Origin of the sequence: Wocania arenilitoris, from assembly GCF_021728535.1 — a bacterium.
In the GTDB taxonomy this organism is placed as follows: domain Bacteria; phylum Bacteroidota; class Bacteroidia; order Flavobacteriales; family Flavobacteriaceae; genus Wocania_A; species Wocania_A arenilitoris.
Genome location: NZ_JAKKDU010000002.1, coordinates 112,019 through 127,772 on the forward strand (window position 1 = coordinate 112,019; position 15,754 = coordinate 127,772).

At 32.9% G+C, this 15,754-nt stretch carries 9 protein-coding genes and 1 pseudogene; 4 read left to right on the top strand and 6 right to left on the bottom strand.

Annotated elements, in window-relative coordinates; all coding sequences use genetic code 11:
• Positions 1-396: 396 nt before the first annotated feature.
• Positions 397-1,987 (bottom strand): annotated as a pseudogene (locus L3X37_RS01880) (NADP-dependent glyceraldehyde-3-phosphate dehydrogenase).
• A gap of 319 nt (positions 1,988-2,306) precedes the next feature.
• Between L3X37_RS01880 and L3X37_RS01885 the strand changes: the two are divergent.
• The 4 genes from L3X37_RS01885 to L3X37_RS01900 all read left to right on the top strand — a co-directional run bounded on the left by L3X37_RS01885 (position 2,307) and on the right by L3X37_RS01900 (position 8,560).
• The gene (locus L3X37_RS01885) at positions 2,307-3,110 is read left to right on the top strand and encodes a 3-keto-disaccharide hydrolase (protein ID WP_237238479.1); all 804 of its coding nucleotides are present in this window, start codon (positions 2,307-2,309) and stop codon (positions 3,108-3,110) included.
• A 14-nt stretch (positions 3,111-3,124) separates the two neighbouring features.
• A complete protein-coding gene (locus tag L3X37_RS01890; protein ID WP_237238480.1) occupies positions 3,125-4,558 on the top strand; it encodes a Gfo/Idh/MocA family protein in 1,434 nt (477 codons plus the stop codon).
• Entirely contained in the window at positions 4,539-6,224 is a 1,686-nt protein-coding gene (locus L3X37_RS01895; RefSeq protein ID WP_237238481.1) for a beta-N-acetylhexosaminidase, read from the top strand. Before L3X37_RS01890 ends, L3X37_RS01895 begins: the two co-directional genes overlap by 20 nt.
• Before the next feature lie 65 nt (positions 6,225-6,289).
• Positions 6,290-8,560: a DUF7133 domain-containing protein gene (locus tag L3X37_RS01900; RefSeq protein WP_237238482.1), complete on the top strand. Its 2,271-nt coding sequence runs from the start codon at positions 6,290-6,292 to the stop codon at positions 8,558-8,560.
• A gap of 18 nt (positions 8,561-8,578) precedes the next feature.
• Here the strand turns inward: L3X37_RS01900 and ilvA are convergent, their stop codons facing one another.
• From ilvA to ilvD, 5 genes are read right to left on the bottom strand one after another with little or no spacing between them, the layout of a single operon-like run.
• Positions 8,579-9,844, bottom strand: coding sequence for a threonine ammonia-lyase IlvA (gene ilvA / locus L3X37_RS01905; protein WP_237238483.1), 1,266 nt, complete (start codon positions 9,842-9,844; stop codon positions 8,579-8,581).
• An 8-nt stretch (positions 9,845-9,852) separates the two neighbouring features.
• Positions 9,853-11,328: a ketol-acid reductoisomerase gene (gene ilvC / locus L3X37_RS01910; RefSeq protein WP_237238484.1), complete on the bottom strand. Its 1,476-nt coding sequence runs from the start codon at positions 11,326-11,328 to the stop codon at positions 9,853-9,855.
• 17 nt (positions 11,329-11,345) lie between these two features.
• A complete protein-coding gene (gene ilvN / locus L3X37_RS01915; protein WP_237238485.1) occupies positions 11,346-11,879 on the bottom strand; it encodes an acetolactate synthase small subunit in 534 nt (177 codons plus the stop codon).
• Between the two features lie 11 nt (positions 11,880-11,890).
• On the bottom strand, positions 11,891-13,624 hold the full coding sequence (gene ilvB, locus L3X37_RS01920; protein WP_237238486.1) for a biosynthetic-type acetolactate synthase large subunit: 1,734 nt from the start codon (positions 13,622-13,624) through the stop codon (positions 11,891-11,893).
• 9 nt (positions 13,625-13,633) lie between these two features.
• The gene (gene ilvD / locus L3X37_RS01925; protein WP_237238487.1) at positions 13,634-15,316 is read right to left on the bottom strand and encodes a dihydroxy-acid dehydratase; all 1,683 of its coding nucleotides are present in this window, start codon (positions 15,314-15,316) and stop codon (positions 13,634-13,636) included.
• Positions 15,317-15,754: the final 438 nt, after the last annotated feature.

The following is a 15,754-nucleotide window of genomic DNA, read 5'->3' on the forward strand; positions in this document are numbered from 1 at the left end:
GACTCACCTTAGTTCTAATAATTTATTAAGTACCCTTACGGGCGGCGCACAAAAATACGATGTACAAAACTTATACTCTTTAAAGGAAAAGTAACTAATTGAAGTTGAAAATTTGAATTTGATGCAAACATGATAAAAAAATAAAATTAAACGTAACTAGTATGGGCTAAATAGAAGAATTAGCGACGGCGGTTGCGCAAGCGCAAACCGGGAGAAAACGTACGTATTTTATTTTTCTTTGAATTCATTGGTGTAAAACTAAAAATTTAATTTTATTATCAGCTATATTTTCTTATTATTTTAATAATAATTATCAAATTTTATTCAAATCATGCTTTTTGTTTTTAATTATTCATTTGTAAGTGGTTATAATTAAAATATCTTTTTTACGGATTATTACAAGATATAATCTGTGCTTATGAAATTTGAGGTTTTTTTGTTTAAAAGTTCTTCTAAAATAGCATTATTGTAGGCATTATCTTTTGAGGCAACAAACGTTCTTATTGAAAATGAACGTAGTGCATCATGAACACTTAATGTGCCAAATGCTGAATCTTTTCTGCCAGTAAAGGGATATACATCGGGTCCGCGTTGGCAAGAACTATTCAAGTTTACTCTGCATACTAAATTAACCAAAGTGTCAATTAACGGAGAGAGCTTATCAATGTCTTTGCCAAATAGACTTACTTGTTGTCCGTAATTTGATTCTGCCATAGCATCTAAAGGTTTTTCAATATCGATAAAAGGCACAATCGGAATTACAGGTCCAAATTGCTCTTCTTTAAAGACTCGCATATTTTTTGTAACAGGATATAATACTGCAGGGAATATAAAATTATCGGATGTTTCACCGCCTTTTTTGTTTAGCTTTTTTGCTCCTTTTTCTAAGGCGTCATCTATTAGTTCTCGAATATAAGCTGGTTTATCAACCTCTGGAAGTGGTGTTAATTTAGCTCCTGGTTGCTAAGGGTTGCCAAAACTAAGTGCATCTACTTTTTCTGAAAAAAGCGTATTAAATTCATCAACTATAGATTCGTGAACATATAAAACTTTTAATGCCGTACAGCGTTGCCCGTTAAAGGATAATGTTCCAGAAATACATTCTTCAACTGCTAAATCTAAATCGGCATCAGGTAAAACAATGGCAGGGTTTTTTGCTTCCAAACCTAAAACCATACGTAATCTATTTCCTTTTGGGTGTTGTGATTGTAAAGCATTAGCAGATTTGCTGTTTCCAATTAAAGCCAATACATCTATTTTACCAGATTGCATAATTGGGGTTGCCAAAACACGGCCACGGCCATTAGGATATTTACAATGCCTTTAGGAAAACTGCTTTGAAACGCTTCTAATAGAGGCGAAATTAGTAAAACACCAATTTTAGCAGGTTTAAAAATTACTGGATTCCCCATGATTAAAGCAGGAATAAGTAAGGTGAATGTTTCATTTAAAGGGTAGTTATATGGGCCTAAACACAAAACAACACCTAAAGGACCTCTACGAATATGTGCATAAACACCAGAGTTTTTCTCAAACTTTGCAGAGTCTCTATCAATTTGTTTATAGGCTTCAATGGTATCTAAATATAATCTACAGTTCTGTCAAATTCCTTTTCAGAATCAGGAAGATTTTTACCTATTTCCCACATTAAAAGTTTAACGACTTCCTCACGTTTAGTTTTCATTTGTTTAACAAATTTCTCCATACATGCTATTCTATCTACTACTTTCATTGTTGGCCATAGTCCTTGGCCTTTTCCATAAGCTGAACAAGCTGAATTTAAAGCATCTAAAGCTTCTTTTTCGCCTAATTGAGGTATAGTTCCTAGTAATGTTGGTTTGTAATCTTTAGTTAAAGAGATGGTAGAGTATACCTTGGCAGTATCGCCTTGCCAATGCATTAATTTGCCATTAATTAAATAGGTTTTTTGATGTGTAAGTGAGTTGATTTTATAAGCTTCTGGAATTTCTAAAAAAGTCGTTTTCATATCTAAAAATTAGTTTTAAACTATAGCTAATGTATTTAAATTTAAGCTCAAAATTCTTTGAAAATATAAGTTTGTTTGAACAAATATGATATTCTCAACAGTTTAATTACTACATAGTAAAATGTTAATGAATCAAACGTTTTCGGTTATTGATTTTACTTAAGGTTTGTCGATTCTGTTTTGTTGTTTGTCGTTTTAATTCAGTTGTCTATATAATATAGTATTTATAGCAGAAGTTTAGCTTATCTTTTCATATATTAGCAACGTTTTTTATTAAAAAATTACTTCATTAAAATACACATAATTTATTTTTAACATAATGAAACATTTAATTTCACTTTTAGCAATCAGTATTTTACTCTTCTCTTGTAAATTAGATAAAAAAACAGAACCAATTGTAACAGACCAAAAACAAGAAACCAAAACAGAAACAAACGTAGATGAATGGATTTATCTTTTTGATGGTTCTAGTTTAGATGGTTGGCGAGCCTATAATGGAGATACAATGCCTCCTGGATGGATTATAAAAGATAGTATTTTGACATTTGATACTAAATTAGGTTTAGAACAAGATTATAAAGGAGGAAAAGATATTATTTATGGTGCAGAAGAGTTTGATAATTTTGAACTTTACTTAGAATGGAAACTTCCTCCAGGAGGGAATAGTGGCATTTTTTATCATGTAAAAGAAGGTCATAAAAGTATTCCTCAAATTGCACCAGAATATCAGCTTATTGATGATTTAGGTTACGCAAAAATGCACGACCTTACAGAGTATAATAAAAGTTTAGGTTACACTGAAACCCCAGAAGAATTAAAGCCTTTACAAAAAACAGGGTCAGATTATGCTATGCATCCTGCCGATCAATCTCAAAAAGTTCTTAACCCAATAGGTGAGTGGAACTCATCTAGAATAATGTTTACACCCGAAAAGGTAGAACACTGGCTAAACGGAAAAAAGTTATTATCATTTGTACCATGGGATGAGGCTTGGTATAAAAAAAAGAATTCTGATAAATGGAAAAACAGTAAAGATTACGGAAAATATAAAACAGGATATATTGGCTTACAAGATCATTCAAGCCCAATATGGTTTAGAAATATAAAAATAAAAAAACTCTAATTAAAACATAAAGGATGAATAAAAGAGATTTCTTAAAAAAGAGTGGATTAGGAGTTGCAGGTATAACCTTGGCTCCATCGATAATAATGTGTAAACCTGAAACTAAAATTACACGTCTTAGAACAGCTCATATAGGTGTTGGCAATATGGGGTTTGCAGACCTTACAGATATATCGTCTCATCCATTGGTTGATGTTACAGCATTGTGCGATGTAGATTCTAATAATTTAGCTAAAGCAAAAGAACTGCATCCTAACGCAAAAACTTTTTCAGATTATAGAGTGATGTTAAAAGAAATGAAAAACAGTATTGATGCTGTTATAGTTTCTACGCCAGATCATACTCATGCTCCAGCATCAATGCTAGCTATGAATATGAATAAGCCGGTATATTGTCAAAAACCATTAACTCATCATGTCTCTGAGGCTAGAGCAATGAAAAAACTTGCTGAAAAGAAAAATCTTGTTACGCAGATGGGTATTCAAGTGCATTCTTTTTATGATTATAAATTAGCAACATTATTAATACAATCTGGTATCATAGGAAAAGTGCATACGGTGCATGCATGGTCTCCAAAAAACTGGGGTTATGATGGTGAAGCACCAGAGGGCAGCGACCCGATTCCTGAAACTTTAGATTGGAATTTATGGTTAGGAACTTCAGCAAAACGCCCATATAAAAAAGACGTATATCATCCTGAGAATTGGCGTAAATTAATGGATTATGGATGTGGTACATTAGGCGATATGGGCGTTCATATTTTTGATACACCTTATAATGCACTTAATCTAGATGTTCCTAAAACTATAAAAAATGAGTGTCGCCAACCAACGGGTTTTGGTTATCCAGAAAAAAATGTTGTAACCTACGAGTTTCCACAAACTGAATATACCACTGAAACTTTAAAATGGATATGGTACGACGGATCAGGTGCTCCAAATGAACACGAAGATTTAATTTTACCCGGAGCAATTAAAAAAGAAGCATCTTCAACAACACAAGAGAAATCATTAGAAGATAAAATGTCTCTCGAAACAAAAACAGCTGCTGCAGGGACTTTGCCGAATCAAGGCGCTATGTTTGTTGGAGAAAAAGGGCGCTTACTCTTACCGCATTTTATGCAATTACCTCAAAAAATTGTTGATGGCAAGTATGTTGATATATCTTCTGAAATTAATGCCATTAGTAAAGCAAATAATATGGGAGTTCCTGTTCGCGATTATGCATCAGAAGGACCTAAGCATTACCATCAGTTTGTTGATGCTTGTTTGGGTAAAGGAGCGTGCAGTGCACCATTTTCTTATGCATCTAGATTAACAGAGACTATACTTTTAGGTGTTATTGCTGGTCGTTTTCCAAACCAAACTTTGCATTGGGATAGCGAAAAAGCTAAATTCTCTGAAGAAGAAGCTAATCAATATTTAGAAGGTGATTATAGAGAGTTTTAAAAATCAAAAGGAGATACTTAAACTCATTTTATTTATAATTTCTTTTGTTTTTATAGGCTGTGAAAAGCCCATAGTAAACACAAAGGATATGTATTCTGTTGTGCCATATCCAGAAAGTTTAGTTGTTAAAAACGGTCAATTCAAATTAAATAAAAACACAAAATTTATAATTATAAATAATACGGATGTATTAAAAGAAAGTAGTACTGTTTTTCGGAACTTAATAAAGCAAAAACTGGGATTTGATTTAAATATTGAAACACAAAAACCTAAAAATAAAAATTACATTTCAATAGAAATAAATTCAAGCTCAAATTCTGAAGAAGCTTATACTTTATCGGTATCGGAAAAATCAATTCATCTTATAGGTAATTCTGAAAAAGGCGTTTTTAATGGATTGCAAACGTTGAGGCAATTACTAAAAATAGATTTACTAAATGACCATAAAAAAATTGATGAAATAACAATACCAAATGTTGAAATTACTGATTCACCTCGTTATAATTGGAGAGGTGTAATGGTTGATGAATCGCGACATTTTTTTGGAAAAGCCAAAATTAAACAACTGTTAGAGCTCATGTCGCTTCAAAAATTGAATAAGTTTCATTGGCATTTAACTGATGCCCCAGGTTGGCGTTTAGAGATAAAAAAATATCCTAAACTTACTAGCATAGGAGCTATTGGTAATTATAGCAATCCTAACACAAAACCTCAATTTTATACCCAAGATGATATAAAAGAGATTGTTCAATTTGCAACTCAAAGGCATATTGAAATTATTCCAGAAATAGATATGCCAGGGCACGCATCTGCAGCAATTAGGGCATATCCAGAGTTATCGGGTGGTGGTACTAAAAAGCATCCGCATTTTACATTTCATCCTGCGCGTACTTCAACCTATCAATTTTTAACTGATGTTTTAAAAGAGGTTAGTAGTTTATTTCCATCAAAATACATTCATATTGGTGCAGATGAAGTAAGCTTTGGAAACCAACATTGGCAAAATGACAAAGAAGTTATTACTTTAATGAAGCGGAATAATCTTGATAATATTAAACAAGTTGAAACATACTTTATTAATAGAATAAGAGATACTATTATATCATTAAAAAAAGAAGTTATTGGTTGGGATGAAGTTGTTGAAAATAACATGAATAACGAAAAAACCATTGCCATGTGGTGGAGGCATGATAAACCTGAGATTTTAAACAAAGGATTAGCTAATAATTACAACATGATACTATGCCCGCGGAAGCCTATGTATTTTGATTTTGTACAACATGAAAGTCATAGTTTTGGTCGCAGATGGGATGGCTTTGGTGCTGTAAATGATGTATATAATTTTCCAGATGCTTTAAGTAATATTAATGTGTCTAACCCTAAAATTTTAGGAATTCAGGGTAATTTATGGACTGAACAAATTAATACTGAAAAAAGATTTGATTTTATGCTTTACACAAGAATGTCTGCTTTATCAGAAGCAGCTTGGACAAGCAAAACCAATAAATCTTTTGAAAATTTTGAAAATCGATTAAAATATATTTTTAGCATTTATAAAACTAAAAACATACACTATTTTAATTATTTTGTACCAGAAAACACTAAAGAACCAGGAGCCATTTTAAAACCAAAGTGGACTCAAAACTTTAGTACTTTTAAAAATTGAAAACTAAAGCCCAAATTATAAATTCCTTTTTTTGTTTTTTCAAAAGTCAGTATTTAAGAAAATCTATGTTAAATTCAATAGTAATAAAATCAAAAAACAACATATTTTTTTTATTGGTACTCGTACTCATTATTATTGGATGTAACCCTGTTTCTTTTAATGAACCTAGAATTTCTTTAGAGCAATATCAAATTGAAAAAGGATTTAAATTAGAAGTAGTGGCTTCAGAGCCATTTATTGAAGCTCCTGTATCGATGGATTTTGATAATAGTGGCAGAATTTGGGTGGTTGAAATGAAAGGTTACATGCAAAATCTTGAAGGTACTGGTCAAGATATGCCTAATGGTACAATTACTATTCTTGAGGATTTAGATGACGATGGAGTTGCAGATCATTCAAAAATATTTATCGATAGTTTGGTGCTTCCAAGAGCAATAGCTCATGTTTATGGAGGATTATTATATGCTGAACCGCCAAACTTATGGTTTGTAAACATAGAAAATGATAAGCCAACAAATAAAGTTTTAGTCGATTCTCTATATTCTGATGGAGGAAATGTTGAGCATCAACCCAATGGATTAATGATGCATATTGATAATTGGATATATAATGCCAAATCTAATTTTCGTTATCAAATGAAAAGCGGAAAATGGATTAAAGAAGTAGCATCGTTACGAGGTCAGTGGGGGATAACAAAAGACAATTTTGGTAGATTGTATTATAATAATAATTCCACACAATTAATAGGCGATTATGTGTTGCCAAACGTTTCTATTAAGAACCCGTATTATAAACCCAATGCGACATTAAATAAAATTTTAACACCAGATCAGCGTGTATATCCATTACATCCAACTTCAGTAAATCGTGGTTATCAAAAAGGCGTTTTAGATAAAGATAGTCTTTTAATTAATGTTACTTCGGCTTGTGGTCCATTGGTTTATAGAGGTAATCAATTTCCTGTTTTATATAATGAAAATGCATTTGTTTGTGCGCCAGAAGCTAATGTTGTTAAGCGGCATATTTTAACTTTTAATAACAATACTGTAAAGGCAAAACAGGCTATTCCAAATAAAGAATTTATTGCATCAACTGATGAAGGCTTTCGTCCTGTAAATCTGTTCAACGGACCCGATGGCAATATGTATATTGTAGATATGCATCGAGGCATAATACAAGACAAAGCTTTTTTGTCGCCGTATTTACAAAAGCATTATGCTAATAAAAAGCTCGATACCATTATAGGAATGGGGCGTATTTTAAAAGTAAGCAGTCAAAATAACGGCTTAAAAGAAACTGTTAAAATAGAAAAATTAAGGACTAAGGAATTAGTTAATTTGCTTAATAGCCCAAACGGATGGTTAAGAGATAGAGCGCAACAGTTACTTATTTTTAAAAATGATAAAACAGCAGTTCCTTTTTTAAATGAAGTGATTAGTGATGTAAATAATCCCATAGCTCAAATTCATGCTATACACACTTTAAATGGATTAAGTACTCTTGATTTTAAACTATTACAAAATATACTGTCTTCTAATAGTAAAAGTAGTGTTAAAAGTCATGCTCTAGTATTGCTTGAGGAATTTTCATCTTCAAATAATTTAGAATTAGCACACAAACTTATAACTGATTTGCTTCAAAAAAATAACGAAGAAATTGATTTGTATATCGCTTATGGATTAGGAAAGTGGGTTCAGCTGTCATCTGAAAAGTTTTTTCCAATAGTATCAAAGCTGTCAAATAAATATAAAAACAATAAAGCTTATCAAGAAGCTATAATAAATAGTTTAAGAGGTGTTGAAAATGAGTTTTTAGTTTTTTTAAATCAATTTAAAAATGATTCTTCTGATGACATATTATATGAATTATTAAACCAAACTTTAGATAATAAAAGTAAAGGTTTAAAGAATTCTATTTACACAAGTACATCTGTAGGTACTGATACTAGAACTGCAGGGTTTAAACTATTTAGAAATATGTGTGCCACTTGTCATGGTATAGATGGTGACGGTATTGACGGTCTTGCACCACCATTAAAAAACTCAGAATACATAAAATATTCAATTGAAAGATTAGCTCTAGTTGTTTTACACGGTTTATCTGGTCCAATTCATGTTAACGGTAAATTGTATGATACTAATGTTGTTATGCCAGGGTTAGCAAATAACCCAGATTTTACAGATAAAGATTTACAAGATATTATTAATTATGTAAATAATGCTTTTTCAAATAAATATGAATACATCAGTATTGAAAAAATAAAATCGCTTAGAGAAGAAAAACCAAAAGATGGAGGTGCTTTTACTGAGAAAGAACTCCTCGAATTAAAGTATTGAGCTAATAAATTTAGATTTTTAAACTAAAAACTGAAACAAATCTGGTTTGTCATTTAAATAGTCACCATAAAAGTTGTGCTGCTTCATTTTAGTAATTAACGGTTCTAAATCTGAAGATGATTTTAATTGAATTCCAACAACTGCAGAACCGTTTTCTCTGTTTGTTTTTTTTGCATACTGAAAATAGGTGATATCATCATTGTTACCTAAAATATCAACTACAAATTCTTTTAAAGCTCCAGCTCTTTGAGGAAATTTTACAATAAAATAGTGTTTTAATTTGCCATATAATAAAGCTCGTTCTTTAATTTCAGAGGTTCTGGTTATATCATTATTACTACCACTTACCACACACACAACATTTTTGCCTTTAAGTTTTTCAGTATAAAAATCTAAAGCCGAAATACTTAAGGCTCCTGCTGGTTCAACTACAATAGCATCCTTATTGTATAAATCTAAAATGGTTTGACAAATTTTGCCCTCTGGAACAGTAATCATATCAAACAAATTCTGCTTACAGATAGGGAAAGTTAAATCGCCCACACGCTTTACAGCAGCACCGTCAACAAACTTTTCAATATTAGTTAGGGTTGTATTTTTATTGTTTTTTATTGATGTAGTCATTGATGGTGCGCCTTCTGGCTCCACGCCAATAATTTTGGTTTTTGGTGATAGTTGCTTAAAAACAGTTGATAAACCAGCAGCTAAACCACCACCGCCAACAGCGACAAAAACATAGTCGATAGGCTGGTTAGCCTGTTCTAGAATTTCTAAAGCAATGGTTGCTTGTCCTTCAATTACTTTTTTGTCATTAAAAGGATGGATAAAGGTTTTATGCAACTGCTCACATTCGGCTTTTGCTAAATGATAGGCATCATCAAAAGTGTCACCTTCTAGAATAATATCAACAGAATCTCCTCCAAACATTTTAACTTGTTCTACCTTTTGATTTGGTGTTGGAGCTGGCATAAAAATGGTGCCTTTTATTTGCAACAGTTTACAAGATAAAGCAACACCTTGAGCATGATTTCCGGCACTGGCACAAACTACACCGTTTTTGGCTTCATATTTTGATAAGGAACTTATCTTATTATAAGCACCTCTAATTTTATACGATCTAACTTGTTGTAAGTCTTCTCGTTTTAAAAGGATATTACCATTATAATAATTTGAAAGTCTTAAACTGGGGCTTAAAGGCGTAACTGCCGATACTTTTTTAATAGTACCGGCAGCTTGCTTTATATTCTCAATACTGGGGAAATATGTAGATTTCTCCTTTTGCATAATTTAGTTTATACTATGGGCTTCATAGCTGTCATAGATGCTCTTAAAAAGGCACCAACTTTTTCAACTGGATGATTTCTTAATGCTGCATTAACTTCAATTAATCTAGCATTATCAACACCATCACCATTATCGGCTGCATAAGTATTACCAATAATATCTGTATCAACAGTTTTCATAAAATCTGCTAATAATGGTTTACAAGCGTGGTCGAATAAGTAACAGCCGTATTCAGCAGTATCAGAAATTACACTGTTCATTTCGTACAATTTCTTTCTTGCGATAGTGTTTGCAATAAGTGGTGTTTCGTGTAACGACTCGTAGTAAGCAGATGCATCAATAATTCCAGAATCTGTCATAGCTTCAAAAGCTAATTCAACTCCAGCTCTAACCATAGCTACCATTAGCACTCCATTGTCGTAATACTCTTGCTCAGAAATCTCAACATCTCCAGCAGGTGTTTTTTCAAAAGCGGTTTCTGCAGTTGCAGCTCTCCAACCTAATAAGTCTTTATCATCGTTAGCCCAGTCTGCCATCATACCTGCAGAAAAACGACCTTCAATAATATCATCCATATGTTTTTGGAATAACGGACGCATAATGTCTTTCAATTCTTCTGATAATTCAAAAGCTTTAATTTTTGCAGGGTTAGAAAGTCTATCCATCATGTTAGTAATACCTCCGTATTTTAACCCTTCAGTAATAGTTTCCCATCCATATTGAATTAGTTTTGAAGCATAACCAGCGTCAATTCCTTTTTCAATCATTTTGTCAAAGCAAAGAATAGAACCTGTTTGCAATAAACCACATAAAATGGTTTGCTCACCCATCAAATCACTCTTTACCTCAGCAATAAAAGAAGATGCTAGAACACCTGCTCTATCTCCGCCAGTTGCCACTGCATATGCTTTGGCTTGTGCCCAACCTTTTCCTTCTGGATCGTTTTCATCATGTACCGCAATTAAAGTTGGTACACCAAAACCTCTTTTGTATTCTTCTCTAACCTCAGTACCAGGGCACTTTGGTGCTACCATAATAACAGTAAGGTCTTTTCGAATTTGCATGCCTTCTTCAACAATATTAAAACCGTGAGAATACGATAAAGTTGCACCTTGTTTCATTAAAGGCATAACAGCATTTACAACACTTGTGTGTTGTTTGTCTGGTGTTAAGTTTAGCACCAAATCTGCCGTAGGGATTAACTCTTGGTAAGTGCCTACGTTAAAACCATTTTCTGTTGCATTAATATAAGACGCACGTTTTTCTGCAATGGCAGCATCACGCAACGCATATGAGATGTCTAAACCAGAATCTCTCATGTTTAATCCTTGGTTTAAACCCTGTGCGCCACAGCCTACAATTATTATTTTTTTACCTTTTAAAGCGTTTACGCCATCTTCAAACTCTGAAGAATCCATAAATCTACACTTTGCTAATTGGTTTAATTTGTCTCTTAATGAAAGGGTGTTAAAATAATTTCCCATTTTAGTTTTATTGTTAATTATTGGTTATTGAATGCTTCTAGCAATTCTGTTATTTTCATTTCTTCTTTTGTAACAGCTATACGTCCAGAACGCACAAACTGCATAATACCAAAGGCGTTTAATTCGCGTCGTAATAATTCTATTTCTTGTCGTCTTCCCGATTTTTCGAGCACAAAAAATTCTTTGTTTACAGTTACAATTCTGGAATTACTTTCTTTAATTATATTTTGAATTTGAGGTTCTTCAAACAATAAATCAGATTTGATTTTAAACATACCCGATTCTTGATATATGGTTTCTTCCTCAGTATGATAATAAGCACGAATAACTTCAATTTGTTTTTCAAACTGACCGATAATCTTTTTTGCTTGAGATTCGGTAATATTTACAACAATTACAAATCTATTAACGCCTTCAATTTCAGATTGTGATGTAGTTAAGCTTTCTATATTGATATGTCTGCGTTGAAAAATGGCAGATATTCGATTTAGTAAACCTATGTTATTTTCGGTGTAAATCGAAATTGTGAATGTTTTTAATTCTTCGTTCATTTCTTCTAAATTTAGCTTAATCTAATATCTGAAACTGAGGCTCCTGAAGGAATCATAGGAAATACATTGTCTTCTTTTTCAACACAAACTTCTAAGAAATATGAATCTTTTGAAGCTATCATTTCTTTAACTGCATCTGCTAGCTCTTCACGTTTTGTAACACGCTTTGCTTCAATATAATATCCTTTAGCAATGGTTACGAAATCAGGGTTAGTCATTTCGGTAGAAGCATAGCGTTTATCAAAAAACAACTGTTGCCACTGGCGTACCATTCCTAAAAATTCATTATTTAATACCACAATTTTTACGGGTATTTTTTGCTGAAAAATAGTGCCTAATTCTTGAATATTCATTTGGTAACCGCCATCTCCAATAATAGCAACTACTTCGCGTTCTGGTGCTGCCATTTTTGCACCCATGGCTGCTGGTAATGCAAACCCCATGGTGCCTAAACCACCAGATGTAATGTTGCTTTTAGTTTTGTTGAATTCTGAATAACGACAAGCAATCATTTGATGCTGTCCTACATCTGATACTATTGCAGCATTTCCTTCACTTTGTATATTTATTTCTTTTAAAACTTCACCCATTGTTAAACCTTCTTTGGTTGGATGAATATCATTTTTTATAACTTTTTCGAATTCAATAGCATATAAATCTTTAAATTCTTGAAGCCATGAATCATGTGAGTTTTCATTTAATAATGGTAATAATTGTGCGAGACTATCTTTAGAATCTCCCAAAACAGCAACATCTGCATGAACATTTTTATTAACTTCTGCAGGATCTATTTCAAAATGAATCACTTTGGCTTGTTTGGCATAAGTATTTAAACTACCTGTTACACGATCATCAAAGCGCATCCCTATAGCAATTAACACATCACATTCGTTTGTTAATTTGTTGGGGGCATAATTACCATGCATACCAACCATACCAATATTTAATGGATGTGATGTTGGTAAAGCAGAAGCGCCCATAATGGTCCATGCTGCAGGAATGCCTGCTTTTTCTATTACTGCTTTTAACTCAGCCTCAGCTTCGCCTAAAATAACACCTTGCCCCCAAACAATCATTGGTTTTTTAGCAGCATTAATTAATGCTGCTGCTGCTTTTACAGATTCAGAATTAATTTTAGGAACAGGAATGTAACTGCGTACTCCTGTACATTTTTCATATTTAAAATCTAGTTCTCCAAATTGAGCATCTTTGGTAACATCTATAAGAACAGGTCCTGGACGACCGCTTTTAGCTATGTAAAAGGCTTTTGCTAAAACCTCAGGAATTTCCGAAGCTTTAGTTATTTGGTGGTTCCATTTTGTAACAGGGGTTGAAATACCAACAATATCAGTTTCTTGAAATGCATCACTACCTAACAAATGAGATGGTACCTGTCCAGTAATACAAACTAATGGTGTAGAGTCTATTTGAGCATCTGCGATACCTGTAATCAAGTTAGTTGCTCCTGGCCCAGAAGTAGCCATAGCAACACCAACACGACCAGAAATTCTAGCAAATCCTTGAGCTGCGTGTGCTGCACCTTGCTCGTGGCGTGTTAACACATGATGAATTTCGTTTCTGTATTTAAACAATTCATCATAGACAGGCATAATCGCACCACCAGGGTATCCGTAAAGTATATCGACTCCTTCGGCAATTAAACTCCTAACTATAGCTTCGCAACCTGTAATGCGCTCACTAGGTTGCTCTAAATATTTAGCTTTTGTCGTGGTTTTAGGTTCCATAAATTTTAATTAAAACGCATCAGTTACACAGCCTTTAGATGCTGATGCTACTGTTTTAGCGTATTTATATAATATTCCTTTTTTGTGTTTTAACTCAGGGGCAACCCAATTAGCTTTTCTTTTTGCTAATTCTTCATCAGAAATAAGTACGTTTATTGAATTGTCTTTAGCACTAATTCTAATTTTATCGCCTGTTTCAATTATTCCAATAGTTCCACCAGATTGTGCTTCGGGAGTAATGTGCCCCACAACAAAACCATGTGTTCCTCCAGAAAATCGACCATCTGTAATTAGCGCAACCGATTTTCCTAAACCAGCTCCCATAATTAAAGATGTTGGTTTTAGCATTTCTGGCATACCTGGACCACCTTTTGGACCAACATATCGGATAACAACTACATCTCCTTTTTCTACTTCTCCATTAGAAATTCCTGTATTTGCAGCCTGCTCTCCATTATAAACCACTGCTTTTCCCTCAAAAAGCAATCCTTCATTACCGCTAATTTTTGCAACAGCACCTTCAGTGGCTAAATTTCCATAAAGAATTTGTAAATTTCCTGAAGATTTTAAGGCTTTATCGGTAGGGTAAACCACATCTTGATCTTCAAACTCGATAGCCTCAACATCTGCTAAGTTCTCAGCTAGTGTTTTACCTGTAACAGTTAAGCAATCACCATGTAAATACCCATTATCTAATAAGTATTTCATGATTGCTGGTGTACCACCAATACCATGAACATCCTCCATTAAATATTTACCACTCGGTTTTAAATCTGCAATTAAAGGTGTTCTGTCACTAACACGTTGAAAATCTTCTAAAGTAAAATCGATGTCGGCTGCATGGGCAATGGCTAAAAAGTGCAGTACTGCATTTGTAGAACCACCTAGAGCATTAACCAATGCAATGGCATTTTCAATGGATTTTTTAGAAATGATATCTAATGGTTTTAAGTCCAATTCTAATACATTTTTAATAGCTCTTGCATGTCTTTCAGCTTCCGATAATTTATTCGGATTTTCAGCGGGAATAGATGAGTTGTAAGGCAATGCAAACCCCATGCACTCAATAGCTGAAGCCATGGTATTTGCTGTGTACATACCGCCACAAGCACCTGCACCAGGGATAGCTCTTTTTATAATTTCTTTATATTCGGCTTCGTCAATTTCTCCTGCAACTTTTTGCCCTAGAGCCTCAAAGGCTGAAACAATATTTAATTTTCTTCCTTTAAAGTTTCCTGAAGCGATTGTACCACCATACATCATTATAGATGGACGATTTAAACGTAGCATAGAAATAACAGCTCCGGGCATATTCTTATCACAACCAACAATAGCAACTAACGCATCATAACTTTGAGCATTCATTACAGTTTCAATAGAATCTGCAATAATATCTCGAGACACCAACGAATAGTTCATCCCAGAGGTTCCCATAGAAATACCATCACTAACACCTATAGTGTTAAAGCCTAAACCAACTAATCCTGCAATATTGCACTCAATTTTAACTTCATCTTTTAAGGCGTTTAAATGCATGTTACATGGGTTGCCATCGTACCCGGTGCTTGCAATCCCTATTTGGGCTTTCTGCATGTCATCATCTGTCAATCCTACTGCATATAACATGGCTTGAGATGCTGGCTGAGATTTATCCTGTGTTAATCTGCTACTATGTTTGTTAAGTTTATTCATATTTTCTGAAAACCTTTTTGCTAAATCTATATTTTAGTAAATATTTTCTTGTTATTTAAGATTTTGTTTAAAAAATCAATAATATTTTTAAAATAGATACGAAATTAAATTATTACATTTTTAAATCTTTTTTTTACCATTTTTAGTGGTTAAATTCAGTGCTATTTAAATTTATTTAAATAATTGATATTCAATTGTTTGTAATTCGTTTTTTATGACGCCCAAACCGCTTAAAATATTCAATAAAAAAAACCTTCCGTTTTAGGAAGGCTTTTAAAGTTTATTTTAAGTTTTTAAATATGCCATTCCTATCCTTGTAAAATAATTACAATGACAATAATTGAAAGGCTGTTTAAAATTTGTTTTTTCATGTGTTGCACAAATATTATAAATAATTTTCACAAAGCAATTATTTTTTTTAAAAAAAGAAAAATTAAC